General features: G+C 40.2%; 30 protein-coding genes. 18 read left to right on the top strand and 12 right to left on the bottom strand.

From position 1 onward, the window contains the following. Nucleotides 1–502 precede the first annotated feature (502 nt). The 10 genes from P9211_RS07635 (at nucleotide 503) to P9211_RS07590 (ending at nucleotide 7,665) form a co-directional block, all read left to right on the top strand. On the top strand, nucleotides 503–877 hold the full coding sequence (locus P9211_RS07635) for a hypothetical protein (protein WP_012196128.1): 375 nt from the start codon (nucleotides 503–505) through the stop codon (nucleotides 875–877). 95 nt (nucleotides 878–972) lie between these two features. Beyond that, on the top strand, nucleotides 973–1,698 hold the full coding sequence (gene atpB / locus P9211_RS07630) for a F0F1 ATP synthase subunit A (RefSeq protein WP_012196127.1): 726 nt from the start codon (nucleotides 973–975) through the stop codon (nucleotides 1,696–1,698). A gap of 162 nt (nucleotides 1,699–1,860) precedes the next feature. Further along, the gene (gene atpE / locus P9211_RS07625) at nucleotides 1,861–2,109 is read left to right on the top strand and encodes an ATP synthase F0 subunit C (RefSeq protein ID WP_011125758.1); all 249 of its coding nucleotides are present in this window, start codon (nucleotides 1,861–1,863) and stop codon (nucleotides 2,107–2,109) included. A gap of 147 nt (nucleotides 2,110–2,256) precedes the next feature. Continuing rightward, complete coding sequence (locus tag P9211_RS07620) at nucleotides 2,257–2,718, top strand: F0F1 ATP synthase subunit B' (RefSeq protein ID WP_012196125.1); 462 nt, start codon at nucleotides 2,257–2,259, stop codon at nucleotides 2,716–2,718. Beyond that, complete coding sequence (locus tag P9211_RS07615) at nucleotides 2,715–3,230, top strand: F0F1 ATP synthase subunit B (RefSeq protein WP_012196124.1); 516 nt, start codon at nucleotides 2,715–2,717, stop codon at nucleotides 3,228–3,230. The genes P9211_RS07620 and P9211_RS07615 overlap by 4 nt, the downstream gene beginning before the upstream one ends. Further along, nucleotides 3,230–3,778, top strand: coding sequence for an ATP synthase F1 subunit delta (gene atpH, locus P9211_RS07610; RefSeq protein WP_012196123.1), 549 nt, complete (start codon nucleotides 3,230–3,232; stop codon nucleotides 3,776–3,778). The genes P9211_RS07615 and atpH overlap by 1 nt, the downstream gene beginning before the upstream one ends. Nucleotides 3,779–3,850: 72 nt before the next feature. After that, nucleotides 3,851–5,365 carry a F0F1 ATP synthase subunit alpha gene (gene atpA, locus P9211_RS07605; RefSeq protein ID WP_012196122.1) on the top strand — a complete coding sequence of 505 codons (1,515 nt, stop codon included), beginning with the start codon at nucleotides 3,851–3,853 and terminating at the stop codon, nucleotides 5,363–5,365. 30 nt (nucleotides 5,366–5,395) lie between these two features. Beyond that, nucleotides 5,396–6,346 (top strand): F0F1 ATP synthase subunit gamma, encoded by a 951-nt coding sequence (locus tag P9211_RS07600; protein ID WP_012196121.1) that lies wholly within the window; start codon nucleotides 5,396–5,398, stop codon nucleotides 6,344–6,346. Between the two features lie 28 nt (nucleotides 6,347–6,374). Next, the gene (locus P9211_RS07595; protein ID WP_012196120.1) at nucleotides 6,375–6,569 is read left to right on the top strand and encodes a hypothetical protein; all 195 of its coding nucleotides are present in this window, start codon (nucleotides 6,375–6,377) and stop codon (nucleotides 6,567–6,569) included. A gap of 22 nt (nucleotides 6,570–6,591) precedes the next feature. Beyond that, on the top strand, nucleotides 6,592–7,665 hold the full coding sequence (locus P9211_RS07590; protein WP_012196118.1) for a DUF3326 domain-containing protein: 1,074 nt from the start codon (nucleotides 6,592–6,594) through the stop codon (nucleotides 7,663–7,665). 17 nt (nucleotides 7,666–7,682) lie between these two features. On the opposite strand, the gene P9211_RS07585 is transcribed toward P9211_RS07590, so the two are convergent. The 4 genes from P9211_RS07585 to P9211_RS07570 are packed head-to-tail and all read right to left on the bottom strand — an operon-like array spanning nucleotide 7,683 to nucleotide 12,304. Beyond that, nucleotides 7,683–9,413, bottom strand: coding sequence for an NAD+ synthase (locus tag P9211_RS07585; protein WP_012196117.1), 1,731 nt, complete (start codon nucleotides 9,411–9,413; stop codon nucleotides 7,683–7,685). 1 nt (nucleotide 9,414) lies between these two features. Continuing rightward, nucleotides 9,415–10,002 carry a nicotinate-nucleotide adenylyltransferase gene (locus P9211_RS07580; RefSeq protein WP_012196116.1) on the bottom strand — a complete coding sequence of 196 codons (588 nt, stop codon included), beginning with the start codon at nucleotides 10,000–10,002 and terminating at the stop codon, nucleotides 9,415–9,417. Then, nucleotides 9,999–11,321, bottom strand: a complete 1,323-nt coding sequence (locus P9211_RS07575; RefSeq protein ID WP_012196115.1) for a GTP-binding protein — start codon at nucleotides 11,319–11,321, stop codon at nucleotides 9,999–10,001. The genes P9211_RS07580 and P9211_RS07575 overlap by 4 nt, the downstream gene beginning before the upstream one ends. Then, nucleotides 11,318–12,304 (bottom strand): CNNM domain-containing protein, encoded by a 987-nt coding sequence (locus P9211_RS07570; protein WP_041391612.1) that lies wholly within the window; start codon nucleotides 12,302–12,304, stop codon nucleotides 11,318–11,320. The genes P9211_RS07575 and P9211_RS07570 overlap by 4 nt, the downstream gene beginning before the upstream one ends. 102 nt (nucleotides 12,305–12,406) lie before the next feature. Between P9211_RS07570 and P9211_RS07565 the strand changes: the two genes are divergently transcribed. After that, entirely contained in the window at nucleotides 12,407–13,726 is a 1,320-nt protein-coding gene (locus tag P9211_RS07565) for an aminopeptidase P N-terminal domain-containing protein (RefSeq protein WP_012196113.1), read from the top strand. Nucleotides 13,727–13,748: 22 nt separating this feature from the next. On the opposite strand, the gene P9211_RS07560 is transcribed toward P9211_RS07565, so the two are convergent. After that, complete coding sequence (locus P9211_RS07560) at nucleotides 13,749–14,537, bottom strand: TIGR01548 family HAD-type hydrolase (protein WP_012196112.1); 789 nt, start codon at nucleotides 14,535–14,537, stop codon at nucleotides 13,749–13,751. A 62-nt stretch (nucleotides 14,538–14,599) separates the two neighbouring features. Here P9211_RS07560 and P9211_RS07555 point away from each other — a divergent pair, with 62 nt between their 5' ends. Then, nucleotides 14,600–15,067 carry a 30S ribosomal protein PSRP-3 gene (locus tag P9211_RS07555; protein ID WP_012196111.1) on the top strand — a complete coding sequence of 156 codons (468 nt, stop codon included), beginning with the start codon at nucleotides 14,600–14,602 and terminating at the stop codon, nucleotides 15,065–15,067. A 29-nt stretch (nucleotides 15,068–15,096) separates the two neighbouring features. Here the strand turns inward: P9211_RS07555 and atpC are convergent, their stop codons facing one another. Further along, nucleotides 15,097–15,504, bottom strand: coding sequence for an ATP synthase F1 subunit epsilon (gene atpC, locus P9211_RS07550; RefSeq protein WP_012196110.1), 408 nt, complete (start codon nucleotides 15,502–15,504; stop codon nucleotides 15,097–15,099). Nucleotides 15,505–15,588: 84 nt separating this feature from the next. After that, the gene (atpD, locus tag P9211_RS07545; protein ID WP_012196109.1) at nucleotides 15,589–17,055 is read right to left on the bottom strand and encodes a F0F1 ATP synthase subunit beta; all 1,467 of its coding nucleotides are present in this window, start codon (nucleotides 17,053–17,055) and stop codon (nucleotides 15,589–15,591) included. A gap of 227 nt (nucleotides 17,056–17,282) precedes the next feature. Here atpD and groES point away from each other — a divergent pair, with 227 nt between their 5' ends. Then, nucleotides 17,283–17,594, top strand: a complete 312-nt coding sequence (groES, locus tag P9211_RS07540) for a co-chaperone GroES (RefSeq protein ID WP_012196108.1) — start codon at nucleotides 17,283–17,285, stop codon at nucleotides 17,592–17,594. Between the two features lie 67 nt (nucleotides 17,595–17,661). Further along, nucleotides 17,662–19,293, top strand: a complete 1,632-nt coding sequence (gene groL, locus P9211_RS07535) for a chaperonin GroEL (protein ID WP_012196107.1) — start codon at nucleotides 17,662–17,664, stop codon at nucleotides 19,291–19,293. Nucleotides 19,294–19,388: 95 nt separating this feature from the next. On the opposite strand, the gene P9211_RS07530 is transcribed toward groL, so the two are convergent. Genes P9211_RS07530 through gpmI form a run of 3 tightly spaced genes read right to left on the bottom strand, consistent with a single transcriptional unit; the run spans nucleotide 19,389 to nucleotide 21,570 of the window. Further along, the gene (locus tag P9211_RS07530; protein WP_012196106.1) at nucleotides 19,389–19,655 is read right to left on the bottom strand and encodes a hypothetical protein; all 267 of its coding nucleotides are present in this window, start codon (nucleotides 19,653–19,655) and stop codon (nucleotides 19,389–19,391) included. Between the two features lie 46 nt (nucleotides 19,656–19,701). Beyond that, complete coding sequence (gene secG, locus P9211_RS07525; protein WP_012196105.1) at nucleotides 19,702–19,932, bottom strand: preprotein translocase subunit SecG; 231 nt, start codon at nucleotides 19,930–19,932, stop codon at nucleotides 19,702–19,704. A 12-nt stretch (nucleotides 19,933–19,944) separates the two neighbouring features. Continuing rightward, nucleotides 19,945–21,570, bottom strand: coding sequence for a 2,3-bisphosphoglycerate-independent phosphoglycerate mutase (gene gpmI / locus P9211_RS07520; protein ID WP_012196104.1), 1,626 nt, complete (start codon nucleotides 21,568–21,570; stop codon nucleotides 19,945–19,947). 159 nt (nucleotides 21,571–21,729) lie between these two features. Here gpmI and pyrR point away from each other — a divergent pair, with 159 nt between their 5' ends. Beyond that, nucleotides 21,730–22,281 carry a bifunctional pyr operon transcriptional regulator/uracil phosphoribosyltransferase PyrR gene (pyrR, locus tag P9211_RS07515; protein ID WP_012196103.1) on the top strand — a complete coding sequence of 184 codons (552 nt, stop codon included), beginning with the start codon at nucleotides 21,730–21,732 and terminating at the stop codon, nucleotides 22,279–22,281. A 15-nt stretch (nucleotides 22,282–22,296) separates the two neighbouring features. On the opposite strand, the gene P9211_RS07510 is transcribed toward pyrR, so the two are convergent. Next, a complete protein-coding gene (locus P9211_RS07510) occupies nucleotides 22,297–23,865 on the bottom strand; it encodes an Hsp70 family protein (protein ID WP_012196102.1) in 1,569 nt (522 codons plus the stop codon). 119 nt (nucleotides 23,866–23,984) lie between these two features. On the opposite strand from P9211_RS07510, the gene P9211_RS07505 reads away from it, so the two are divergent. From P9211_RS07505 to P9211_RS07490, 3 genes are all read left to right on the top strand, one after another. Beyond that, nucleotides 23,985–24,212, top strand: coding sequence for a DNA-directed RNA polymerase subunit omega (locus P9211_RS07505; RefSeq protein WP_012196101.1), 228 nt, complete (start codon nucleotides 23,985–23,987; stop codon nucleotides 24,210–24,212). After that, nucleotides 24,209–24,592 (top strand): DUF1818 family protein, encoded by a 384-nt coding sequence (locus P9211_RS07500; protein ID WP_012196100.1) that lies wholly within the window; start codon nucleotides 24,209–24,211, stop codon nucleotides 24,590–24,592. The genes P9211_RS07505 and P9211_RS07500 overlap by 4 nt, the downstream gene beginning before the upstream one ends. Nucleotides 24,593–24,917: 325 nt before the next feature. Beyond that, nucleotides 24,918–25,175 carry a DUF2811 domain-containing protein gene (locus tag P9211_RS07490; protein WP_049750906.1) on the top strand — a complete coding sequence of 86 codons (258 nt, stop codon included), beginning with the start codon at nucleotides 24,918–24,920 and terminating at the stop codon, nucleotides 25,173–25,175. A gap of 19 nt (nucleotides 25,176–25,194) precedes the next feature. On the opposite strand, the gene P9211_RS07485 is transcribed toward P9211_RS07490, so the two are convergent. Next, nucleotides 25,195–25,665: an EVE domain-containing protein gene (locus P9211_RS07485; protein ID WP_012196098.1), complete on the bottom strand. Its 471-nt coding sequence runs from the start codon at nucleotides 25,663–25,665 to the stop codon at nucleotides 25,195–25,197. Nucleotides 25,666–25,982: the final 317 nt, after the last annotated feature.

Raw genomic sequence — 25,982 nt, 5'->3', positions numbered from 1 at the left:
TGAGATAAACAGTTTTACCTATTGAGCCGCTTAAAAAGCAGTTTGCCAAGTCTTGTTATGTATAAAAGATTTATTTTTGGAATACGAACTGGAAAACCCTTTCATTGTCTAATTGAAAGTATTTAGGCCAGATCACTCTACTTTTTATGCTTTAACTGCTTTAGTTTTAATTGACATTGCACTCAAAGAATAAACTTTAAAAATAACTACATTTCGATTAATTATTTTATTTGCAATAGCTTTATGGCAATTTTGAACAAGAATCCATATATTGGGAATCTGATAAGAATTTGCGCCGAAGACTTGAAAATTTAAGTTTTCTGGTACTTATGAACCTGGTTTTAGTCCTGCTGCATGGTAGATTCCGCGGGCCTTTCGAGCTTCAGACTTTTTGCTGGTGTCCTCGCTGTATAAGACCTTAAGCAACTTTCCTCTGGGAAAGGGGTTTGATGTTAATAAACAGTCGCAGGAACCCAGCTCCAAAGCAGGGGCAGTAACTCATATGGCATCTTCAGAGGCTCCCTCTAAAGATCCATCGAATGAGAATGAATATGTGCAGCTGCAAAGCGCCATATTCAAATTAGCTTTCGTCTTATCGACCCTAGCGGTTGGTTTTACGGCTATTGCTATTGATTTTCATTCCTCTATCAGTGTTCTGGTAGGTGCTTTATCTGGACTAATTTATCTGCGGCTGTTGGCACGCAGTATTGGACGTTTAGGCGTTCAGTCCCAGTCAGTTGGTAAGGCGCAGTTACTTGTTCCGGTGGTACTAGTTGTTGTAGTCACAAAGTTGCCTCAACTTGATTTATTGCCGTCTTTGGTTGGTTTTTTGCTTTATAAGCCATCTTTGATAATTCAGTTTCTACTTAAGCCTTGAGCAAAGAGAGAAATCTGATTTATTGAATTAATTGGTATTAGGCCTTGATCAATAAAAATGCAGTGTCGCATTAGCGACTATTAATTTCATTCACAATGGGTTCTTTTCCATTTTTACTACCGTTTGCTGAACTAGAGGTTGGTCAACATCTCTATTGGCAATTGGGAAATATAAGAATTCATGGACAAGTTTTCATGACTTCTTGGCTTCTTATTGGTGCCCTCTTAACTCTTGTTGTTGTCGGTACCAAAAAAATGGAACGAGATCCTAAAGGGGTTCAAAACCTTCTTGAGTTTCTTTGGGATTACATACGTGATTTGGCTAGGACCCAAATAGGAGAAAAGGTTTATCGCGATTGGATGCCTTTCATAGGAACTCTTTTCTTGTTTATTTTTGTGAGCAATTGGGGAGGAGCTTTGGTCCCTTGGAGGTTGATTCGCCTTCCAAGTGGTGAACTAGGTGCACCAACTGCGGATATCAATACAACTGTTGCATTGGCATTGTTGGTTTCACTTTCTTATTTCTATGCCGGATTGAGTAATAAGGGATTGCGTTACTTCGAGTATTACGTTCATCCCACTCCAATCATGCTTCCCTTCAAGATTGTCGAAGATTTCACAAAGCCTCTTTCTCTTTCTTTCCGTTTATTCGGGAACATTTTGGCGGATGAATTAGTCGTTGCAGTACTCGTGTTTTTAGTGCCTCTTGTCCTGCCAGTTCCTGTGATGTTTCTTGGCTTGTTTACAAGTGCTATTCAGGCCTTGATCTTTGCAACTTTGGCTGCTTACTACATAGGTGAAGCAGTTGAAGAACACCATTAACTTTTATTGCCAGAACTTTTTCTTGTTCTGTCAAAGTCACTGCAAGCAGGTCTGAAATCTTTCTGACCTGTCCTAATGAACTTTGAGATTTACCCTCGCAGGTATAAACTCCCGGTTCTGTTCTTTATGCGCTTGATAGCGCTTCTCTTCCTTACCTCAATTATGGATTCCATTACCACCGCCGCTTCTGTTGTTGCCGCTGGTTTAGCTGTAGGCCTTGGAGCTATCGGCCCTGGTATCGGTCAGGGTAGTGCTGCTCAGGGAGCAGTTGAGGGCATAGCCCGCCAACCTGAAGCTGAAGGCAAAATCAGAGGTACTTTGCTCCTTTCCTTCGCTTTCATGGAGTCACTAACCATTTATGGTCTTGTGGTTGCATTGGTTCTTCTGTTTGCTAATCCATTTGCAGGCTAAAGAAGTTCAAATCGGAAAGTCTTGTTGAAAACACCAATCTTTTATCGATTGATTTAGTTATTTAATTAGCTTAATCCGATTCTTTTTCCCCTTTCAAAGATTTATTGCCGTTTATCGGCTCGCTTCAATCGCCCGCAACCCTGCCCCATGACAAGCTTGCTACTTTTTGGTGCTAGTGAGGGAGGTCTTTTTGACTTCGATGCAACACTTCCGCTTATGGCGGTCCAGGTTGTTCTCCTGACATTCATCCTAAATGCTCTTTTCTTTAAGCCTGTTGGTCGGGTAGTTGAAGAAAGAGAAGACTATGTAACTTCTAGTTTGGCAGATGCTAAAAAGAAGCTTGCTGAGGTTGAAAAACTTGAGTCTGATCTAAAGAATCAACTTAAGGAAGCTCGCCTGGCAGCTCAGTCAGTTATTAATGAGGCTGAGACAGATTCTGAGAATCTTTATAGGGAAGCATTGGCTTTAGCAACAGCTGAGGCTAATGCTTCAAGGGAAGAAGCAAGACGAGAGATTGATTCTCAAAGGGAATCTGCATTAAATCAACTTAGATCTGATGCTGAAAAGCTTGGAGATTTGATAGTTGAACGATTATTGGCTTCAAAATGATTTCTTCACTATTTTTTGCGACTAAAGGCTTCGGGCTTAACCTCAATTTATTTGAGACAAATGTCATTAATTTGGCAGTTGTGATTTTCGGCCTTTATAAATTTCTTCCTAACTTTTTAGGGGGAATTCTTGAGAGACGTCGATCAGCTATTTTGGCAGACTTAAAAGATGCTGAAGATCGTTTAACTGAAGCTAATACTGCTCTAGCTAAGGCAAAGAATGAACTGGCTTCAGCTGAGCAAAAAGCTGAAAAGATTCGTAGTGATTGTAAAGTTCGAGCTGAAGCTATTCGTTTAGAAAGTGAAAAAAAGACTGTAGAGGAAATGGCTCGAGTCAAGCAGGGAGCTGCTGCTGACCTCAATGCTGAAGCTTCAAGAGTTAGTACTCAGTTACGTAGAGAGGCTGCAAAACTAGCTATTGAAAAGGCTTTGGTCTCCTTACCTAATAAACTCGATGAAAAGGCTCAATTAAATTTTATTAGTCAATCAATTAAAAATATGGGTAAGGATTGATGCCACTTTTAAACACCATCACAACTCCATATGCTGAAGCTTTCCTTCAGGTTGCGGAAAGTAAAAAAGAAGTTGAAAAAATTATTGCTCAAGCAAAGTCTATTTTGCAACTTTGGGATGAATCTTCGGAATTGCGTGAAGCGATGGGTTCACCCGTTCTCGAAGTTGAGTCTAAAAAAGCAGCCTTAGAGAAAATTTTTTCGGGAAAAGTTACGCCTTCATTTTTAAACTTCATGAAGCTTTTGGCTGAGCGACAAAGGATAGGATTCTTGAATTCCGTACTTGAACGATTGCTAGAGCTTTATCGTGCTCAGAGAAATATTGCGCTTGCAACGGTTACTTCTGCGACTCCGTTGAATGAAGACCAGCAAGCGGCACTGCTCAAGAATGTTCAATCTGTTGCAGGCACTAATAATTTGGAACTCAATCTAAAAGTTGATCCAGATTTAATTGGTGGCTTTGTAGTCAGAGTTGGATCCAAAGTTATTGATGCCAGTCTTTCTGGCCAGGTTCGTCGAATGGGTCTTGAGCTAGCAAAGGTAACCTAATGATCCATTAGGCTCCTCTAGTCATTCTTTCCAACACCCCCCCCTTAATTTCTTCAACACCTCCTTTTTCCCATGGTTTCTATACGCCCCGACGAGATCAGTTCCATTCTTAAGCAGCAGATTGCTAATTATGATAAATCTGTTTCTGTAAGCAATGTAGGCACTGTTCTTCAAATTGGAGATGGTATCGCTAGGATCTACGGCCTTGAAAAGGTCATGGCTGGAGAACTAGTTGAATTTGAGGATGGTACGGAAGGGATCGCTCTAAACCTAGAAGACGACAATGTGGGCGCCGTTTTAATGGGTGAGGCGTTAGGGGTTCAAGAGGGAAGTACTGTTAAATCCACAGGAAAGATTGCATCTGTTCCTGTAGGCCAAGCAATGTTGGGCCGTGTAGTTAACCCACTCGGGCAACCAGTAGATGGTAATGGTGATATAGCAACTAGTGACTCTCGCCTTATCGAGTCCTTAGCTCCAGGAATTATTAAAAGGAAGTCAGTTCATGAGCCAATGCAGACTGGTATTACTTCTATTGATGCAATGATTCCAATTGGCAGAGGTCAGCGTGAATTGATAATTGGCGACCGTCAAACTGGAAAGACTGCGATTGCAATTGATACGATTATCAATCAGAAAGGTCAAGATGTTGTTTGTGTCTATGTTGCTGTTGGTCAAAAGTCTGCATCTGTAGCTCAAGTTGTTGAAGTATTGCGTGAGAAAGGAGCTCTTGAATACACAATTGTTGTTAATGCAAGTGCTTCTGAAGCTGCAGCATTGCAATATCTAGCCCCTTATACAGGAGCTGCTATAGCTGAGCATTTTATGTATCAAGGTAAAGCAACATTAGTGATTTATGACGATTTAACTAAACAGGCACAGGCATATCGTCAGATGTCTTTGCTTTTACGTCGTCCACCTGGCCGTGAGGCATACCCTGGTGATGTGTTCTATTGCCATAGTCGTTTGCTAGAAAGAGCAGCAAAGCTTTCTGAATCAATGGGAAGTGGATCAATGACTGCATTGCCGATTATTGAAACGCAAGCAGGTGATGTATCTGCTTATATTCCTACTAATGTGATATCAATTACAGATGGTCAAATTTTTCTCAGTGCTGATTTGTTCAACTCTGGCTTGAGACCAGCTATTAATGTTGGTATTTCAGTTAGTAGGGTAGGTGGTGCTGCTCAGACGAAAGCAATTAAGAAGATAGCTGGAACCCTGAAACTTGAACTTGCTCAGTTTGATGAATTGGCAGCATTCTCTCAATTCGCTTCTGATCTTGATGAAGCCACTCAGAAGCAGCTTGGGAGAGGAAAACGATTAAGAGAACTTCTTAAACAGGCTCAGTTTGCTCCACTTAATCTTGCAGAGCAGGTAGCCGTTGTTTATGCGGGGGTAAAAGGTCTTATAGATGAGGTGCCTGTTGAACAAGTAACTCAATTTGCTGGCGAACTCCGTGAATATTTAAAAACGAGCAAGCCAGATTATATAAAGCAGGTTCTTACTGAGAAGAAACTAAATGAAGAGATAGAGTCTGTTTTGAAAGAGTCTATTAACGAGGTTAAGTCCTCAATGCTAGCGGCTTAAGAGTTTAGGTTATTAAGGAGATTATTATTTATGGCAAACCTTAAGGAGATCAGAGACAGGATTGTTTCAGTAAAGAACACTAGGAAAATTACTGAAGCAATGCGTCTAGTTGCAGCTGCAAAAGTTCGCAGGGCACAAGAACAGGTTCTGCGGAGTCGTCCTTTTGCAGATCGCTTGGCAAGAGTTCTGCAAAACATTCAATCACGTATGCAGTTTGAAACAGCCGATGCTCCATTGCTTAAAAGTCGCGATGTAAGAACGATTACATTGCTTGCAGTTACTGGGGATCGGGGTTTGTGCGGAGGTTATAATACCAATATCATCAAGAGAACTGAACAACGTTATAACGAACTAAAAAGACAAGGGTTTACACCCGATTTGGTATTGATAGGAAGAAAAGCTATTGGTTACTTTCAAAATAGAAGTAGTCAATACAAGATCCGGGCATTTTTTCAAGACTTGGAACAGGTGCCGACTTCTAAGGATGCAGAATCAGTTACTAGTGAAATTTTGGCAGAATTTCTGTCTAAAAGTACAGATCGGATTGAGGTTATCTATACAAAATTCATTAGCTTAGTTAGCTGCAACCCTGTAGTTCAAACCCTCTTACCTCTTGACCCACAGGGCATAGCAGAAGAGGATGATGAGATGTTTAGATTGACTACAAAAAATAGTCGATTGGTTGTTGAAAAAGATGCTGCCCCTTCTAATGAGCAGCCTAAGTTACCATCTGACGTGGTCTTTGAGCAAAGTCCTGATCAACTTTTAAATGCTTTGCTTCCTCTTTATCTGCAGAACCAGCTTTTACGAGCTCTGCAAGAGTCAGCTGCTTCTGAGTTGGCTAGTAGAATGACTGCAATGAATAATGCAAGTGACAATGCTAAAGAACTTGCTAAAACGTTGAATCTTACATATAACAAAGCTAGACAGGCAGCGATTACTCAGGAGATTCTTGAGGTCGTTGGTGGTTCTAGTTCCTAAGAATTCTTTTTAGGTAAATATTGAAAAAGTGAGATTGAACTCATTGGAACTAGAGTTGGAATGGCCTATAGACGTACCACTAATAAGCTTAAGACTATTGATTTTAGATAAACTCAAGGTTTATGGAGAACCACTGCGTTGGGCTATTACAGGCGTTAAAACTTCTGGTAATACAAATTCCTTCCGCAAAATTAAAGTTGAAGGAGTAATTCTAGGCAAATAATATTTTGACAAGCTCATTACCCATGCCTTCTCTTTTATTAATTCCTTCGGGTATTGGATGCTCCATTGGAGGGTATGCAGGGGATGCTATACCTACAGCTCGATTGCTAGCTGCTGCTTGTGGCAGCCTAATTACACATCCGAATGTCATTAATGGGGCAGCCTTGTATTGGAATGATGAGCGAATTCAATATGTTGAGGGTTTTGGGATTGATCGATTTGCCTGTGGCGAGTTTCTGCTACGTCCTGTACGACGACAAAAAGTTGGTTTGCTGCTAGATGCAGGATTAGAGTCAGAATTAAGACAAAGGCATTTACAGGCCGTAGATGGATGTAGGGCGACCTTGGGACTGAGCATTGGTCCAGTGGTAACTACAGATGTTCCTTTAGGAATATCTTTGCAGAGAGGGGCTAGTGGAGCGAGTTGGGGGACATTGGATAATCCGGACTCTTTATTGAGAGCAGGAGACATCTTGAAGGAGCGGGGAGCGACTGCAATAGCTGTTGTGACAAGATTTCCTGATGATGTAAACACTGCGGAATTAGATAGATATAGAAAAGGTCAGGGGGTTGACTTAATGGCAGGTGCTGAAGCAGTCGTTAGTCATTTGTTGACGAGACATTTGCTGCTTCCTTGTGCACATGCACCAGCGTTATCTGCATTGTCTTTGTCTTCGGACTTAAACCCTCTTGTCGCAGCAGAAGAGATGGCGCATACATTCTTACCTTGTGTATTAGTTGGATTAAGTCGTGCTCCTGATTTGATTCCTTTAAATGCTTTAGATAAAATATCTCATAGACTACTTTTGGATTGCATATCTTCTGATCAACTAGGAGCAGTTATAGCAACTGAAGGAGCATTGGGAGGAGAGGCTGTTTTGGGATGCCTAGAGAGAGGTACACCATTAATCATTGTGTCGAACCCAGGTGTCCTAAATGTTGATTCTGAATCTTTAGGGTTAAAAGACCGACTCAGCAGCAATCAAAATCTTGTCTTAAAGGCTAGTAATTATTTTGAGGCAGCTGCTTTCCTATTGGCTTTGCGAGAGGGGATAGAGATTACTTCTTTAAAGAGACCAATTGAGCGAACTGGTTAAAACTATTTATTTTGGGGTTAAACATTAGATTCGTTCTTAAGTAACCTTGAATATGAAGCTGCAATAGGTACCCTCCAACCACTCCCAAAAGCTTGATTGCTTACTTTGAATACAGGTGGGGCTTGACGCCTTTTAAACTCTGATTGTTTTAGTAGTAGTTGAATTCGCTGCACTACTTCAGAATCAAAACCACTTTTAATAAGTTCTATTGGATTAATTCTATCTTCTATTAAAGCTTTAAGAATAGGGTCGAGAACCTTATATTCAGGCAGAGAATCACTATCGAGCTGTCCAGGTCTTAGCTCGGCACTTGGAGGTTTTGTACGAATTGATACTCCAATTAGCTCTTTTTGTTTGGGAAGACCAAGAGATTCTTTACAGTTGTCAGCAGCTTTGCTGTCTAGCCAATCACATAAATTAAATACACTTGTCTTATACAGATCACCGATAACTGATACTCCTCCATTCATATCCCCATAAAGTGTGCAATAGCCTACTGCTAACTCAGACTTGTTCCCAGTCGATAGCAGAAGATGTTGCTGTTGATTAGCAATAGCCATAAGTAATGTCCCTCGAATTCGAGCTTGCAAATTTTCAGCTGTTACATCTTTAGGTGACTCGCCAAAAACTTCCTTTAATTCAGTGTCATAGGCATTCATAAGAGATGATATAGGGATGGTATTAGTTTGGATTCCTAGCCTTTTTGCAAGATTTAAGGCGTCTGTAAGCGAGTTGTTAGAACTCCATGGAGAAGGCATTAGGACACCATGAACATTCGCTGCTCCTAAGGCTGCTGTGGCGATAACAGCCACCAGAGCGGAGTCAATACCTCCACTAAGCCCTAACAAGACACTTTTGAAATCACATTTCTCTGCATAATCTTTTACTCCAAGAACAAGCGTATTCATAAGCATTTCTTCTTCTCTTTCTTTTGTTAGAGATGGAGGTATTTTGTATGTTCTACCAGGCTCCCATATGTCTATATGTTCTTTATATCTTGGTAATTCGAGAGAAAGCTCTCCTTTTTGATCTATAGCAAAGCTTGCTCCATCAAATACAAGTTCATCATTGCCTCCAACTTGGTTGACATAGATAACAGGACATTTCAGCCTTTGAGACGCCTTGACGGCTAACTCTTTTCGCAATGATTTCTTCTTCAAGCTAAAAGGTGAGGCAGACATATTTATAAGCAGGTCAATACCTTTTTCTCTCAAGTCTGACAATGGATCTGCTCCTTCGACCCTTTGCCCTTGTAGTTTTTCTTCAACCCACAAATCCTCGCATATCGTAAGTCCTATACGCCATGGTTTCGAATTGATTTCAATATCTAATATCCCGCTATTCTCTGCAGGTCGAAAGTATCTTTTCTCGTCAAAAACATCATAAGTAGGTAGTAGTTGCTTTCTTGCTATTATTCTCCATCCTTTTCTTTGGACAAGAGCAATGGCATTAAACAACTTTGGAATTTGACAGTCTGGTGTCGGCTCAGCAACTCCAACTAATACTGATAAATTAGGACAATCCTTTTCGATTGAACCAACCATCTTATTAAGAATTGTCCATTGGTAATAGACAAGGGCAGGGTCTAATAGAAGATCTCGAGGTGGATATCCCCAGAGTGAAAGCTCGGGAGTAATTAAAAGGTCCACTTCTTTTTGTGCGACTTCTTTGCAGACTGTAAGGATTTTGTGACTATTCCCTTTTAAATCACCTACCAAAGAGTTGATTTGTCCTAAGGCAAGTCTCATTCTATTGACCGTTTATTGAAAGACCATATAAGTTTGCCTCTTTAAGTAGTGGCAAGATAGATTTAGGGATTTGAGAGGGCTCAGGCTTAGTTCTTACTCTCGAACTAGAAGTTGCTGGAAGTGTTAAAGGTAATACATCAACTTTTGCGCCAATACTCTTTAAGACTTTTAGACCTCTTTTGGTAACCGGCCATCCTTCACGAGGAGCAATACCTAGGCGGGCTTTTGATAGCAAATCTTTCGATTGCACCCAGTTGGGAACTTGCTCTGTAAGGTCACTACCGATAATTAATACTAACTCAGACCCAGGCCAGCATTGGATAGCTATGTCTATGGATTTGATTGTTTGGCTGTGACTTAACTCTTGTTTGATTTCTAGATGAGGTATAGCGAGATCTTTGACTAGAGTTTTGAGGAGTTCATGTCGTTGGGTAAGAGATGCACAATGGTTTTTCATTGGGTTATCACTTGCCCATGTAACTACTTTAGGAAAAAGATTGCTTAATCCTTTTAAAAGAGCTTGATGACCATAAGTTGGGGGATCAGCACTTGTGCCTAGTAATGCTATTGGACTTACTATCACGTTCACGGGAGCAGACTTTTCATCGCAAATAGTTCATTTTTAGTCATTAGTGGCCAGTTACTTAGCCAATTTTTAACTTCGGGATCTTTTCTTATAACCCATCTTAAAATGGAACTTGGCTGGACCTGTTGTGATTGACTTCCTCGAAGAAACTCTTTGGCCGCCAATCGGCCTGTGAGTTTCGTTGTGTGAACTGCTAGAGCAGCTTGGGCCAAGGCAACTGGAGCAGTAGAAGCAAGACTTAAGCCTCCTGTAAATGGTGCTCCCAGTATGAGGATATGACGTATTGCTCCAAGAAAAATGTGAATACCTATCTGAACACCACCTAGAAAGCTGTTATGTAATGATAAATGTTGTATTAGCTTTCTAGCTGAAGGACCTTTTAATTGCAGTCCATATAATTTGCTCAGCTGAATAATTAACGCTGTGTCTAAGGCAAAACCAGTCGCGAGATCAAATATTAATAAAGGGTTTACGGCAACTCCTGAGGCCTTAATAGTCGCAAATTTACCAATTAAGGTTTGTGCTGCTGTTTTCCTTCTTTCTAGCCTTCCAGTCTTTAAAGAATGGTAGAAATTGTCAGCTTGTCTAAGTGCATTCAAGGCTAGTAGCAGATTACCTTGCTCTTTTAATAGTTTTATCAATGTATTTTGGAGAGAACCGATTATTGGAACACACTCCTTGCTACGAATGCGACCATTAGCTTGAATTTGAGCTTTACGTGGCGCTGCGGAGACTGCTTCAATTATGAGATCTTTGGCTGTAGGAGGTAGTCGATGCCGAATACTTTTAAGAACATTTTTAATTTCATGCGATCTCCATTGGTCACATCGGTTAAGCACTAATAAAAGCGGTTTCCCACTGTGAAGAAGATTTTCTATGGCTTCTAATTCAATAACATTGACATCACTATCTAGGACGAAGAGCACCAAGTCACAATTTAAAGCGATACGAGAAGCTAGACGAGCTCTGCCTTTTGCAGCAATTTCATCAATACCTGGGGTGTCTACTAGCTCTACTTGAGTTAGGTTGCCAATTTCATGAGACCACACAACACTTTTCGTTTTTCGGGTACAGCCGTGAGCAACATCTGTAGGGAATAGTTTTTTACCGAGTAATGCATTTAGAAGACTTGATTTGCCAACGCCTACTCTGCCAAATACTGTGATCCGTAAATACTTCTGTGATAGGCGTTCAAGTTGTTTGTCTAAGGCTTTTAGTTCACCTGCCATTTGCGCTTTTTCAAGCTTGGTTAGTTCTAATTGATTGCGCCATTGGCTAAGTAGTGATCTACATAATTGAGGAGTTGATTGCATGTAACTCATATCTTGGATTTCCTCCACCAACCTGCCAAAACAGCTAAGACTGCTTCTGCTCCAATTAAACCAACAAAACCTCCGAACTCATCTACGACAACTCTGACGCCATTCTTATCTTCAGTAAAATTATTCAGCAATCTATCTACTCGAATCATTTCTGGGACAAACTCTACTTTTTCTGCGAGATCTTTTGGAGTAAGTTGATTTTGTCCTTGTAGTAATGCAGTAAGAAGCTGTTCTCGATTAACTACTCCTATTACTTTATCTACTTCTTTGCCTAGAACTACCCACCATTGAGAGTGATTAGTGATTAAGTTTGGCCTCACCTCTTCTAAGCTTATGGAGCCATCAAGGGTTGGTGCTGCCACTCTTGGAGTCATAAGGTCTCTTGCTGTTAAATCATTTAATTGAAAGACTTTAGAAATCATTGCGGCTTCATCGGCTTCTATATACCCTTTTTGCGAACCAAGTCTGGCCATTTGCGTAATTTCCTCTTCATCCGTGCTTATTTCATTTTCTGTAGTAATTACAGGCAGCAATCGCTCTAGTGGAATGATTACAGGTCTCATTATGAGGCTCAGTAAAGTAAGAATAGGCGCACTTGCAAGTGAAACTTTCAAGGAAAACCTCGTCCCAATTGATTTTGGGACTATTTCTCCTAATAGCAATACCAAGATGGTTAAACCTATTGAGAACAAAGGTAGTACCATCCCACTTTTAAAAACAAACGTTGCATAACTGCCGAGCATTAAACTCCCAAAGATGTTGAAGCCATTATTTGTAATTGTTAGTACTGTTAGCGTCCTTCCTAGGCGATGTCTGAGTTTTTCTAACCTTCTCGCTCCATTCACTGGTCTTTTCTTAGCGGCAAGTTCATGTACTCGTAATGGATTAACTGCTAGGAATGCAGCTTCTACTCCAGAGCACAACGCAGAGCCAATTATTACAACTACAACAAGAATTGCTAGGAATAGGAGGTCAGGACTCATACCTTGGGGATCTTCAGTGATGATGAAGAGTCTTATGAACTTTATTTTTCCACTAAGTTCGATGTCCTGCCATCCTAGATAACTAATAATGAAGACTTTCTTGTGAGTAACCAGATTATTTTCCAAGAGCGGAGAACTCGCTTTCTTGACCAATTAGGGGGTCATGCAGCAATTATTCCAGCTGCTTCTAGTGTTATTCATCATGCTGATTGTGAATATCCATTTAGGCAGGACAGTGATTTTTGGTATTTAACTGGTTTTGATGAGCCTGATGCAGTGGCTTTGTTCTTGCCTCATCGACCGCATGGAGAAAGGTATGTGTTGTTTGTTTTACCTAAAGACTCATCAATTGAAATTTGGAATGGTTTTCGTTGGGGAGTAGAAGGGGCTGTAAATCATTTTCATGCCGATATAGCCCACCCTTTACAGCAATTACCTAATCTTCTTGAGGAATATATTGTTGGTGCAGAAGGGCTAGCTTTTCGCATTGGTAAATACGAAAAAATAGAACCAATAGTTCTTAAAGTTTGGTCTGAACAAATAAATAAATCTTCTCGAAGTGGATATGCTCCATTGTCATTAAAACCTCCTTGTTCGTTACTGCACAAACTAAGACTTCGTAAAGACTCTTGGGAAGTAGATCGATTACGTGAGGCTGCTTATATTTCTGCAGGAGCGCATGAATTAGCGAGAAATGTTACACAGCCTGGAATGAATGAAAGAGCAATCCAAGCTGAAATTGAAAAATTCTTTTTAGAAAAAGGAGCTAGAGGACCTGCTTATGGATCAATAGTGGCTAGTGGAGATAATGCCTGCATACTTCATTACACTGCTAATTGTGCTCCTCTTAGTGATGGAAAGTTGTTACTTATAGATGCTGGATGTTCTTTGGTTGATTATTACAATGGTGATATTACTAGAACTTTTCCAATTGGTGGAAAGTTTACAAGTGAACAAAGAGCTCTATATGAGATTGTTTTAATTGCTCAGAAAGCTGCTATTGAATCGGTAGTCTCTGGGAATAATACTGAGGAAGTACATCTTACTGCTGTAAGGGTTTTGATTGAAGGCTTGATTACCCTTGGACTACTTAAAGGAAAGGTTGATTCTCTAATTGAGCAAGGTGCTTACAGGCACCTTTATATGCATAGGACAGGCCATTGGCTTGGTTTGGATGTGCATGATGTAGGTTCATATCGACTTGGTGATTATCAGGTCGCGTTAGAACCTGGGATGGTCTTAACAGTGGAGCCAGGCCTCTATATAAGTGATCGACTGCCTATCCCTGAAGGGCAACCTTCTATTCATGAAAGATGGAAGGGAATAGGTATACGAATTGAAGATGATGTATTGGTAACTGAATTTGAACCAGAAGTTTTGAGCTCTAATGCTTTGAAGTCTATAGAAGCAATGGAAAGATAATAAAGCTTTTAATTGGTTTAATTTATTCGTCTATGAATAAGTAGTTAAGGATGTCTTTAGTTGATTGAAGAAGAATATCTGCTCCAGCTTCTTTTAATTGCCTTTCATAAATCATTTTGAAAGAAGAATTCTCTGGCTTATGCAAATGAGGAGGTACAACAGCAAAACTTAAAAACTTTTGAGTTGGAATTTCTTCTCGTGCTCTTTGAATAGTTAAGACGTCTGCGACAGTATCTCCGATATATCCAATTGGAACTGTGTTTGGGCCAAGATCTTTTGATAAAAGTTTTCTAGAAAGCTTAATTAAGCCAGTTGGATCAGGCTTATCAGGTACATCACCCATTGCAAGTAAGGGTGGATTCTTTAGTGCTAGGCGACACTCTAAAATAAATTTTGCTGAAGGAGGCTCTGCTCCGCTTACAAAGCCCCAGCCTATTTTTTGGTCGGTTAATTTTTGAAAGAGAGTTTGATCTACTAATAGAGGCTCATTTTTGATCAGGCCTCCCCATTGAAGAGGGTCGCCATTAGGGTCCCCTCCAAAATAAAAATCACTGAAACTTTTTATAAGATTTTCTTTTTGTGGCAATGCTATGGAGAGTTTGTTGGATTCAATATGTCGTTTTATAAGTTCAAGACTTGCATCCCAATCATTATTCCAACAACCTTCTGCCTTTAAAGAATCAATATCTCGATTAGAAGGTTGCCAGTCACAGTATTGATTTACCGTTTTCTGCAATGCAAGATGGTAGCTTTCTGATACATCACGGATCACTCCATCAATATCAAATAAAACGAGTCCTCTTAATTCCAAGTAACTCTTTAGGATCTAAGACTGTTAGGTTAGTTGATTGTTAGACGAATAAAACTTAAGTAATGACGGTTTCCGATGGAATGACTGCTGATCAAGAAGATCAGACCACTTCTGCAGCAAGTGATGAAGCTAAAGCATCTCGTTCAGGGATGCTTGGAGCTGCAGAGGCTTTGGCATCTGCAACTTTTGATGCTGATGGAGTTCCTTCTGGGAGGACCCCTAAAGCAGATGAAGGAAGGTTTTTGCTAAAGATTCTCTGGTTGCCAGATAATGTTGCATTAGCAGTAGATCAAATTGTTGGAGGTGGCCCCAGCCCTCTTACGGCTTACTTCTTTTGGCCTAGGGAAGATGCATGGGAAACTCTTAAGACAGATTTAGAAGATAAAGGCTGGATTACTGACCATGAAAGAGTAGAAATCTTAAATAAAGCAACTGAAGTGATTAATTATTGGCAGGAAGAAGGAAAAGGTAAAAGCCTTGAAGAGGCAAAGTTGAAATTCCCTGAGGTGACTTTTTGTGGGACTGCTTAAGTCTTAATTGAATTTAAGTTTATATTTTTTTAGGCAGACTTTGTTGCTTGAACCCTTGCTCTGGCTCTGTTAAGCATTTCTTTTGCTTTGATTTTTTGAGTCGAATTTTCTTGACCTTCTAATTGACCAAATTCAGTTTTGGCCTGTTCGAATTCGCTTTCGGCATCAGAGGCATTGATCTCACTAGCGAGCTCGGCAGCATTAACTAGAACAGTAACTTCATCAGACTCAACTTCTGCGAAACCACCCATTAGAGCAATTGAGTCCCAATTCCCATTTGTTCGTACCCTTAGAACTCCGGTATCAATAGCAGTGACCATTGAGATATGCCCTGGCAAAATTCCCAAAAGTCCTGTTGTGCTTGGAAGAATAACTTCTTCAGCTATGCCATCAAAAACGTTTTTATCTGGAGCAAGCACTCGAAGTGTTAGAGACATTTGTTGAGGCGGTTTGGTTGGGTTTGCAAGTTTCGATGAATTTGTTTGGGGTTATATTTTGCATTTAAGCTTTGCTTGCCTGGATTATCCTTTATTTTCTGAGTTGATTTTTTGAGCTTTTGCTTTTACTTCCTCGATATTTCCTACTAGATAAAAAGCTTGCTCAGGAAGATTATCAAGTTCTCCAGATAGAATCATGTTAAAACCTGCAATTGTTTCTTCTAGCTTCACGTATTTACCTGACATGCCTGTAAAGATCTCTGCAACAAAGAATGGCTGAGATAAAAACTTTTCTATTTTTCTAGCTCTATCAAAAGTTTTTCTATCTTCTTCAGAGAGCTCATCTAATCCAAGAATTGCAATGATGTCCTGAAGTTCTTTATATCTTTGTAGGGTTGATTGTACGGCTCTTGCAGTACGGTAATGCTCGTCGCCAACAACTGCTGGCTGGAGCATGGTACTTGTTGAATCGAGTGGATCAACAGCAGGATATATACCTTTTGCCGCTAAAGCTCTTGCAAGAACCGTTGTTGCATCAAGGTGTGCAAAAGTTGTTGCTGGAGCTGGGTCTGTTAAGTCATCTGCAGGAACATAAACTGCCTGAATAGAAGTTATTGATCCTTCAAGTGTTGAAGTTATTCGCTCTTGAAGTTCACCAACGTCTGTTCCCAATGTTGGTTGATAACCCACAGCAGACGGCATTCTGCCTAAGAGAGCAGATACTTCTGAACCAGCCTGCACAAAGCGGAAAATATTATCAATGAATAACAGAACATCTTGCTTATTAACATCTCTAAAGTGTTCAGCCATCGTTAAAGCTGAAAGGCCAACTCTCATTCTTGCGCCTGGTGGCTCATTCATTTGGCCGAAACAAAGGGCTACCTTTGACTCAGTTAGATTGTCGGCATTTATAACTCCAGATTCTTTAAATTCTTCATATAAATCATTTCCCTCGCGTGTACGCTCTCCAACACCCCCAAAAACTGAAACACCCCCATGCTCTTTGGCGATATTGTTAATTAATTCTTGAATTAAAACAGTTTTACCAACACCAGCTCCACCAAAAAGACCTACTTTGCCGCCTTGCCTATATGGAGCGAGTAGATCAATAACTTTGATCCCTGTTTCAAATACTTTTGGCTTTGTTTCGAGATCAGTTAATTTTGGAGCTGATCTATGGATTGGTGAAGTCGTTGAACTTTTAATAGGTCCTTGCTCATCAACAGGTTCGCCTAAAACATTAAAAATTCTTCCTAGAGTCGCTTCTCCAACAGGAACAGATATTGGGGCTCCAGTATCAACAGCCTCCATGCCTCTTACGAGACCATCTGTCCCGCTCATAGCAACAGCACGAACACGGTGATCTCCTAACAATTGTTGGACCTCTGCTGTTAGTCCAATGTCTTGACCTGCTGGATTTTTGCCTTCTATTCGAAGTGCATTCAAGATTTTGGGCAGCTTCCCAGCGGGAAATTCAACATCTAAAACTGGTCCAATAACTTGACGGACAATTCCCTTTGTACCGGTTGAGGCAGTTGCTGCAGGGGCCATAACAATTAAAGAAAATCTGAGAAAAGATTTGTCTTAGGCAAATCTTCCTAAGCGGCGCAAGACTACCACCTCGCAGGGAGACTATGTAGTGCGGTTCGGTCAACCGCACAGAACAGTAGTAGTCTTCGGGACACTTCGGTGAATATGTTGTTGACCATACGGTTTCGAGAAATACTCGTTCCGATATCAAGCGCTATGCGCTCTGTTCTTAGATCCTGAATTATTTCATGGCCGCTGTATCTCTCAGCGTCTCCACTGTTAAGCCACTTGGAGATCGTGTTTTTGTAAAAGTCTCTGAATCAGAAGAGAAGACTGCTGGCGGGATTTTGCTTCCTGATACCGCAAAAGAAAAACCACAAGTTGGGGAAGTAGCCCAAGTTGGTCCAGGCAAGCGTAATGAAGATGGTTCTCGTCAAGCTCCAGAAGTTGGAGTTGGGGACAAAGTTCTTTACAGCAAGTATGCAGGTACCGATATCAAACTCGGTAGTGACGAGTATGTGCTGCTGTCTGAGAAGGACATCCTTGCCGTAGTCAACTAAAATTTTGGCTTTTTTTAGCTAAACCACTCAATTTTCACCTCATTCTTTTTTAAGACAAACGCAGCCCATGGCTAAGCGAATTATTTACAACGAGCAAGCCCGCCGAGCACTCGAGCGTGGTATTGACATCTTGGCCGAATCAGTGGCCGTTACTCTTGGTCCTAAGGGACGCAATGTAGTCCTAGAAAAGAAATTTGGGGCTCCTCAGATCATTAATGATGGTGTAACCATTGCTAAAGAGATCGAATTAGAGGATCACATAGAAAATACTGGTGTAGCCCTTATACGCCAGGCAGCTTCAAAAACTAATGATGCTGCTGGTGATGGCACTACAACAGCGACTGTTCTTGCTCATGCAATGGTAAAAGCCGGATTGCGCAATGTTGCTGCTGGTGCCAATGCGATCACTTTGAAGAAAGGTATTGATAAAGCCACTGATTTTCTTGTTAAAAAGATTCAAGAACAGGCTAAGCCGATTAGTGACAGTAATGCCATTGCTCAATGCGGGACAATTGCTGCAGGGAATGATGAGGAAGTTGGTCAGATGATTGCCAGTGCTATGGATAAGGTTGGCAAGGAAGGAGTGATTTCTCTTGAAGAAGGAAAGTCTATGACGACAGAACTTGAAGTCACTGAAGGAATGCGTTTTGACAAGGGATATATATCTCCTTATTTCGCTACTGACACTGAGAGAATGGAGGCGGTTTTGGACGAGCCTTATATCCTTCTCACAGATAAAAAGATTGGTTTAGTTCAGGATCTTGTTCCAGTTCTTGAGCAAATTGCCAAAACTGGCAAACCATTATTAATTGTCGCTGAGGATATTGAGAAGGAGGCTCTTGCAACATTGGTTGTTAATCGTTTACGTGGTGTCCTCAATGTTGCAGCTGTAAAGGCTCCTGGTTTTGGTGATCGTAGAAAGGCAATGCTTGAAGATATGGCTGTATTGACTAATGGACAGCTGATTACTGAAGATGCTGGCCTGAAGCTAGAGAATGCCACATTGGAAATGCTTGGCACTTCTAGAAGAGTAACCATCAACAAAGATACGACAACCATTGTTGCTGAAGGTAATGAGGTTGCAGTCAAAGCAAGATGCGAGCAAATAAAGAAGCAAATGGATGAGACCGATTCAACTTATGACAAGGAAAAATTACAGGAACGTCTTGCAAAACTTGCTGGTGGAGTTGCTGTAGTCAAAGTCGGTGCAGCTACTGAGACTGAAATGAAAGATAAGAAACTTCGTTTAGAAGATGCAATTAATGCAACTAAAGCAGCAGTTGAAGAGGGCATAGTCCCTGGAGGTGGAACAACACTCGCTCATCTTTCTCCTGAACTTCAATCTTGGGCTAGTAATAATCTTTCTGGAGAAGAGCTTATAGGAGCAAATATTGTTGAAGCTGCCTTAACAGCACCATTAATGCGCATTGCTGAAAATGCTGGTGCAAATGGAGCGGTAATCGCAGAGCATGTAAAAAATAAGCCTGTTAATGATGGTTACAACGCTGCTTCTGGAGAATATGTGGACATGCTTAATGCAGGAATTGTTGATCCAGCAAAAGTTACTCGTTCAGGTTTACAGAATGCTGCCTCAATTGCAGGTATGGTTCTTACCACTGAATGTATAGTTGCTGATTTGCCTGAGAAGAAAGATGCTGCTTCCGCTGGTGCCGGAATGGGAGGAGACTTCGATTATTAATTAATAGTCAATAAGTTTCTAAACTTGCATAAAAAAAAGAGGGCATAGGCCCTCTTTTTTTTATGCAAGTTTAGTTTAATTTGAAGATTAACAATTTAGATTTTTTGGCAACAAGCATAGATGGGCTTGCTAGGTAATGGAGCTTTTTTGTCATCATGCTCAACTCCTATTTGGTAACATTCCAGTCCATATTTATTTTTTGTATCTGGAGTTAGTCTTTCCTTAAAATGCTTCTCCTCTAGGGCTTTTTCGCCTATCCTTTCTCCATATATAACGTCACACTTCTTTAAAGTGCTATGTCCATGATTTGAGCTTAATGAAAGTAAAAATATTAAAGGAGCGGCCTTTTTAATTACTTTCATATATCTTTAGATTTTACTTGAAAAGACTACTGTTAGAACATTAATCCTACTTTAACCATCCTGCGCTAAGGATAATTGCAAGTCCTAGGAAAATGGCTAGGCACGTCCAGGTGGCTTTATTTAAAGTTGACTCTGCACTACTTGCACTAGAGAACATTGAGCTACCACTCGCAGCAAGACCTCCCATACCATCTCCTTTGGGACTATGTAGAAGTACTAGAAATATAAGAAGTAGGCCACTACTTACCCATATCCAAGTTATTGCAGAAATAAGCATAAATAAATTTCCTTAAGCAGTTTGAGTAACCCTAGAAGGAATTGTAGGAGTTTCTATATTCTCAATTAATGACGACCCAGTCATTACTTTTGGTTTCGGTAACGAAAGTAATTGAAGCACTGTAGGAGCTATGTCTGCCAAACCTCCCCCTTGACGTAATTGAATTGAATTCCCTTCTCCAGATAGCTTTCGCTTCTCGCCTTCAATAATAATTACAGGGACTGGATTTGTCGTATGAGCTGTCCAAGGTTGGCCGTCAGCCCCTTTCATGACTTCAGCATTTCCATGATCGGCTGTTATTAGCAAAGTTCCACTCATTTTTCCTGTTGAATCAAGAATTCGCCCAATGCAAGTGTCAACTTTATTGATCGCTTCTTTAGCTGCTTCCATTACACCTGTATGACCAACCATGTCTGGATTAGCATAATTAATTACTATTAGTGAATAGAGCCCACTTTCTATAGCTTTTAAACAACTTTCAGTGAGTATGTCAGCTGACATGGCTGGAGTCATGTCATATGTCGCGACACGTGGCGATGGAACTAGATGACGATGTTCACCTGGTAATGGTTTTTCAATCCCACCATTTAGGAAGTAAGTGACATGAGGATATTTTTCGGTTTCAGCAGTTCTATATTGTAGAAGTCCATGTTTGGAAATTACTTCTCCAAGAAGATCTTCAAGAGATTCAGGAGGAAAGGCTACTGAGACTGGCAGGTTGGCTTCATATTGAGTAAAGGTTAATACATTTGGTTTGGGAGTATATTCCCTAGCGAATTGATCGAAGTCAGGCAAGCTAATTGCCTTAATCAATTGCCTTGCTCGATCAGGTCGAAAATTGAACATTATTACTCCATCCCCATTTTCGATGTACGAGCGTTTGAATCGAACTGGCTCAAGGAATTCATCTGTAACCCCTTCTTGATAGCTGTTGGCGATTAGTTCCTCAGGAGAGGAATCGCAAATTGGAAAATTTGGGTTGGTTAATAATTCATATGCCTTTGAGGTTCTTTCCCAGCGATTATCTCTATCCATTGCCCAGTAGCGACCACATAAACTTGTTAGTTCTCCAATGTCTGATGAATTCAGCTTCTCAGTGATAATTTCTAAGTATTTCTTGGCACTTTGCGCTGGTGTGTCTCTTCCATCAGTAAAAGCATGAACAGCTACTTTTTGTATTCCTTGATTTGAAGACCAATCCAATAGACCGCAAAGGTGATTGATGTGACTATGAACTCCTCCATCAGAACACAGCCCAATAATATGCAAGGTTTTCTTGTTGGCTTTTAGCAACTCAGCAAGATCTTTTAGAGCATCGATTTCAAAAAGTTTGTTAGAGCGAACTGTATTAGTAATTCTTACCAGCTCTTGTTGGATGATTCGACCTGCACCAATTGTTAGATGTCCCACTTCCGAATTGCCCATTTGTCTATCTGGCAACCCCACATCAGCACCACTAGCTTCAATCAGCGTATGAGGGTATGCCTGCCAAAGCGCATCCATAATTGGGGTATCGGCATTCTTAATAGCATTGTCCTCAAACTTCTCACTATGTCCCCATCCATCAAGTATTGCGAGTACAACAGGCGCAACTCCACCTGGCTTTTTTATATTGGATGATGAAGGGATCTGCGGCATTTGGCGGATTGAATGCCTATTTATATGAACTTAATAATTAAATTACTAGTTTGTTGGTAAGAGGCTTCATTTGTATTAACTTCCGTCAGCTTTTGCGAATTCAATTAAAATCAATTTTTAGGTATTTGACCATAAAACTTTGCTACCAAGTTAATCTCAATGAAAGATCAATCTAGTCAAGAGAAGGTGGAAATACTTTCGAAAGAAGAACTAGGTCGCACCCTGGCCAGATTGGCTTCGCAAATTATTGAAAATGTTTCAGACACACAAGAAATTTTGCTTTTAGGAATTCCTACTAGGGGAGAGCAATTAGCAAAAGTTCTTGGGAAAAAATTGGAAGAAAAAACTGGTCACGCAGTTGATCAAGGAGTAATAGACCCTACTTTTCATCGAGATGATTTGGTTCGTGTAGGAACAAGGATGGTTCATTCCACTGAAATCCCTTCAAGTTTGGAAGGTCGCCAAGTGGTGTTGGTTGACGATGTCATTTTTACTGGAAGAACAGTTAGGGCTGCTCTTGAGGCTCTGCAGGCCTGGGGAAGAAGTAAAAAGGTTATGTTATTGGTGATGGTTGACAGAGGACATAGAGAGCTTCCTATTCAGCCTGATTTTTGTGGGAGGGAAGTACCAACTCGTAGGTCAGAAACTATTGATGTAAAGCTTATGGAGGTTGATGGTGTAGAAGGAGTCTTCCTTACTAAGACCACTTAATAAGACACTTAAGAGTTATCTCAAAGTACCGAGATTCTTATGAATGATTTCTTTTTCATTTCGAATATCATTTCCTTCAACTATTAGGTCGCAATGATCATCAATTGAAAAGCGTAGTGTTAAGCAATCTTCACCCTCTTCTCCAGGAGGGTTTAATGGAATTAATAAAGGAGTTCCTTCCCATGGGGTTAATTTGGGCAGAGAAGGTTCATCTCTAATCATGGGTATTCCATTGATATATACAACTTCATGAGTTCCATCGATTTCATAGTCTGCAATTTTCAAATCCATTTCTTTTTGATTGCCTTTACTTGCTGCAAGAATAATCTCTAGGGGTTTATCGGTTGGCCATGGTTGACCTGGTAAGAAAAGAGGATGCCAAATATGCTGATTGGTTTTTTGATCCCAGCATCTTAATGAGACACCTTTATGAAGCACATCTTTGATTCTCACACCAGGCGTAAGACTTAAAGCACCAATTGCAACCGCTTCAATAGGAGGAGGAGTAATTAATTTGGCAGGCTCGATGGCTTGTTGAAGCCATTTTTTAATTATTGGGATTCTTGAGCCACCTCCTACAAGAACTACCCCTGAAAGATCTTCAAGCTCACAACCATTCGCACTCCCTTGAGCAAGTGTTTTATCTAAAAGCTTTGACAAACTTTTTATCAGACCATTCTTCTGGAGTAGTTCCTCTAGTTCTAGTCTATTGAGACTTAATTTTTTTGCTTCGCCTTGTGGATTCAGTAAAGCAAGCTCAGTAAGTTTTTTTGTTTCCGACAAATTGATGTTGCTTAGTTTGCACTTTAATTTCTCTGCGGCATCAAGAATTAATTCAGAGTTGTCGGAATCTGGGAATAAATAATGAGATATCCATTTATCTAAATCTCTTCCTCCTAATCTAAGACCAGCTTTCCCAAGAACTTTTGCACAACGAAGAACTTGTTTGCTTTTGCCTTCTAGGTCTTCCCCATTAAAACGAATTAATTGTGCGATTGGATCTGCCTGACCTTCGCCACCCTCTAGAAGAACCATTGAGATATCTGTTGTGCTTCCTCCAATATCTATAACTAATAATTTTGACCCTCCTTTTTGCCCAGCTCCTATTGCTGCTGCTGTGGGCTCATCTACTAGCGCAATCTCTTTGACATCTAATTCAAAACAAATTTTATGGAGCCATTTTCTATATGCTTTATAAGTTTCTACTGGTGCAGTGACTACAAGTCTTTTAATCTCAATGTGAGCAGGTAGTTGTTTCCAGATCTCTTTGATAAGAAGCTCTCCAGCCTCTTCTGGCAATAAATTGTAATTCCATGAAATTGAATCATTAAGAGGCGCTCCAATCCAGCGTTTGAAATCACTAATAAAACCTGGGTTATTTCTATCTAATAGAGTTAATCTTTCAACTTGATATCCAAATAAGGCTTCTTCTTGGGGATTCTCAGGCTTCCATATAAGACTTGGAACTTCTCCAGGAATGCGACTTATAGGTTTAAGGTCTAGCAGCTGGACTGATTTATCTCTCTCTCCTTGGAATGCAACCACGGTTGTTGTACTCCCAAGATCTATCGCAAGTGTTCCCATTAGTTAAGAGACCTCATCGACTTTTCAGACAAATGAATTAATTTCAATGCCATTGAATACTCATTTTCTAATAAGAAGACACTTTCTCCTTTAAACTGAATTTAGTATTAAAAGGATTTGTGATTAGATCCGCACTTGATTCCAAAGATCTTGCTAAGCGTGGTGAGAGTTTGATTCGCCAGTCAAGCAATAGGTATTTAACGACTGTTCGCATAGCATTTAGAGCAAAGCAACGCCGTTTCGATGATTTCGATGGACTTTTAGAAGAGTCTTCTGTAAAGCCAGTCCAAAGGGCAATTATCGAATTAAGTGATGAGCAAGATCAACCAGATCTTCTTCCAGGATGATTGAGCATGAAGGCCCTGGCTGGAGATTGGCTTGGGATCCTTCAAAAAAAAATTATCCTTTTTTAATTGGTGGGGAAAATTGGGCTTTTGAGGTTTCTGAAAGGGAATGGAAAATTCTTGTTCAAATTATTAATGAGCTAATAGACCAGCATCAAAGCTTAAAAAATCAATTGATGCCAGAGGAATCTATTTCTCTTGAATTAGAACGAACTCCATGTTGGGCTTGCATTGAAGGAAATAAAAATAGCTGGAGTCTTAAATTAATTCTGGAAGGTGATGATTCAGATGGCTATCAAAGCCGTTCTGTGGAAATGTATTGGCCTATACCAATTGCTCAAATGATTACTGCTGGTTTGAGAAAAATGTGGGATTCCGGTTAAGACTTTGCGTGGATGGGCCTTAATTTTTACTGATCTAGAGAGCTTTAATGAAATAGTTATTTCACAAGTTTTCCACAGACTCTTCTGCAAGCTTTGCTGACAAGCCTAAATACTGTGGAAAAGAGAATTATATAACTCCTTTGTTGACTTTTGAGAGAAACCAGCTATAAAACAATGCTTTGGCCTGGGGGCAGGAGGCTCGTTGCCGCAATGAGTCTTGCCTTGAGAGAGGTTGAGACCTTGGCATGAAGCTTGCCTTGACGTTTCCAGGTAAATGTGGGGAACTAGTTGCATTAGAACCCAAAATCAAATGCAATTAAGTGGAATGAGTGATTTGTCCAGATTACCTATTGAAAACACGTCTACTCAAGCTGAAGAGAGCATAGTTAGCTTTCAAGCTGAAATACCTTTGAATTTGGAGATGGCTATGAAAAGATATATCGAAATGCATCCAAATTGGGATCAGTATCGATTAGTACAAGCAGCATTAGCAGGCTTTCTTGTTCAGAATGGTGTTAACTCAAGGCCAATAACTCGCCTTTTTATTGAAAATATGTTTTCTAATACTTCTGTCAATAGTTAGTTCCAAATAACAGGCTGAGTTACTTAACAGAACCGAGTAGATTATAAAGTCTTTTAGCGATATTTTCCTTTACCGGAATTATAGAAAGTCTATTTCCTTTTCTAAGAAGAAGTAATTCTTCAGCTGTAAAATTATCTGACATTTCTTTTAAGCTTAACTTTTCACCAAACTCACCTAGATACTTTAGTTTTGCACAGTCCCATCTTGGATTTTCTAATGATGACTTTTGATCAAAGTATTTTGATTGATTATCAAATTGTGTGGGGTCAGTTAATTTGGTTTCTATTACTTGCATGAGTCCAACTATCCCAGGGGGTTTGCAATTTGAGTGATAAAAGAAGGCAATATCTCCTACATTCATTGATCTCATGAAGTTCCTTGCTTGATAGTTTCTAATTCCATCCCAAAGTGTTTCTTTTTCCTCTTTCAGGTCATCAATGCTATAGGCGTCTGGTTCACTTTTCATGATCCAGTAGTTTGGTTCAGTCATAGTCTGTAATCTTAGCGATACTCGATGGTTGGAATGGAGTTGGAATGAAACCTCATTCTTCCATCTCTTTTCTTTACTCTATCTAATTAGGATTTGAAAGGAATAAGAATTACTGGAAGCTACAGATCACATCAAAATAAAAAATCAACCATTCTCAATTGAGTAGTGCTAAATAAGAAAGCCAGTATTACCAGTCGATTTAAAGAATTGAGGCTGCAACTCATTCCAACTTTTTTGTGAATCGATTCCAACTTTGAATAACTATCTAGTCATAGAAAGGTGGTTCGCTTTTCTTACACGAGTATTCAATGCTTTTC

Source organism: Prochlorococcus marinus str. MIT 9211 (genome assembly GCF_000018585.1).
Lineage (GTDB): Bacteria > Cyanobacteriota > Cyanobacteriia > PCC-6307 > Cyanobiaceae > Prochlorococcus_D > Prochlorococcus_D marinus_B.
This window is presented reverse-complemented; position numbering and strand designations above follow the sequence as displayed.

Bases quoted from the DNA above. Each gene is read 5' to 3' on its own strand.
- P9211_RS07570 (WP_041391612.1), bottom strand. From the start codon at position 12,304: ATGAGTCCTGACCTCCTATTCCTAGCAATTCTTGTTGTAGTTGTAATA.
- P9211_RS07620 (WP_012196125.1), top strand. From the start codon at position 2,257: ATGACAAGCTTGCTACTTTTTGGTGCTAGTGAGGGAGGTCTTTTTGAC.
- pyrR (WP_012196103.1), top strand. From the start codon at position 21,730: ATGAAAGATCAATCTAGTCAAGAGAAGGTGGAAATACTTTCGAAAGAA.
- atpH (WP_012196123.1), top strand. From the start codon at position 3,230: ATGCCACTTTTAAACACCATCACAACTCCATATGCTGAAGCTTTCCTT.
- atpB (WP_012196127.1), top strand. From the start codon at position 973: ATGGGTTCTTTTCCATTTTTACTACCGTTTGCTGAACTAGAGGTTGGT.
- groES (WP_012196108.1), top strand. From the start codon at position 17,283: ATGGCCGCTGTATCTCTCAGCGTCTCCACTGTTAAGCCACTTGGAGAT.
- P9211_RS07490 (WP_049750906.1), top strand. From the start codon at position 24,918: ATGAGTGATTTGTCCAGATTACCTATTGAAAACACGTCTACTCAAGCT.
- atpC (WP_012196110.1), bottom strand. From the start codon at position 15,504: ATGTCTCTAACACTTCGAGTGCTTGCTCCAGATAAAAACGTTTTTGAT.
- secG (WP_012196105.1), bottom strand. From the start codon at position 19,932: ATGCTTATTTCTGCAATAACTTGGATATGGGTAAGTAGTGGCCTACTT.
- P9211_RS07615 (WP_012196124.1), top strand. From the start codon at position 2,715: ATGATTTCTTCACTATTTTTTGCGACTAAAGGCTTCGGGCTTAACCTC.
- P9211_RS07510 (WP_012196102.1), bottom strand. From the start codon at position 23,865: ATGGGAACACTTGCGATAGATCTTGGGAGTACAACAACCGTGGTTGCA.
- P9211_RS07590 (WP_012196118.1), top strand. From the start codon at position 6,592: ATGCCTTCTCTTTTATTAATTCCTTCGGGTATTGGATGCTCCATTGGA.
- P9211_RS07555 (WP_012196111.1), top strand. From the start codon at position 14,600: ATGACGGTTTCCGATGGAATGACTGCTGATCAAGAAGATCAGACCACT.
- atpD (WP_012196109.1), bottom strand. From the start codon at position 17,055: ATGGCCCCTGCAGCAACTGCCTCAACCGGTACAAAGGGAATTGTCCGT.
- atpE (WP_011125758.1), top strand. From the start codon at position 1,861: ATGGATTCCATTACCACCGCCGCTTCTGTTGTTGCCGCTGGTTTAGCT.
- P9211_RS07575 (WP_012196115.1), bottom strand. From the start codon at position 11,321: ATGAGTTACATGCAATCAACTCCTCAATTATGTAGATCACTACTTAGC.
- P9211_RS07530 (WP_012196106.1), bottom strand. From the start codon at position 19,655: ATGAAAGTAATTAAAAAGGCCGCTCCTTTAATATTTTTACTTTCATTA.
- P9211_RS07635 (WP_012196128.1), top strand. From the start codon at position 503: ATGGCATCTTCAGAGGCTCCCTCTAAAGATCCATCGAATGAGAATGAA.
- P9211_RS07585 (WP_012196117.1), bottom strand. From the start codon at position 9,413: ATGAGACTTGCCTTAGGACAAATCAACTCTTTGGTAGGTGATTTAAAA.
- P9211_RS07500 (WP_012196100.1), top strand. From the start codon at position 24,209: ATGATTGAGCATGAAGGCCCTGGCTGGAGATTGGCTTGGGATCCTTCA.
- gpmI (WP_012196104.1), bottom strand. From the start codon at position 21,570: ATGCCGCAGATCCCTTCATCATCCAATATAAAAAAGCCAGGTGGAGTT.
- atpA (WP_012196122.1), top strand. From the start codon at position 3,851: ATGGTTTCTATACGCCCCGACGAGATCAGTTCCATTCTTAAGCAGCAG.
- P9211_RS07485 (WP_012196098.1), bottom strand. From the start codon at position 25,665: ATGACTGAACCAAACTACTGGATCATGAAAAGTGAACCAGACGCCTAT.
- groL (WP_012196107.1), top strand. From the start codon at position 17,662: ATGGCTAAGCGAATTATTTACAACGAGCAAGCCCGCCGAGCACTCGAG.
- P9211_RS07600 (WP_012196121.1), top strand. From the start codon at position 5,396: ATGGCAAACCTTAAGGAGATCAGAGACAGGATTGTTTCAGTAAAGAAC.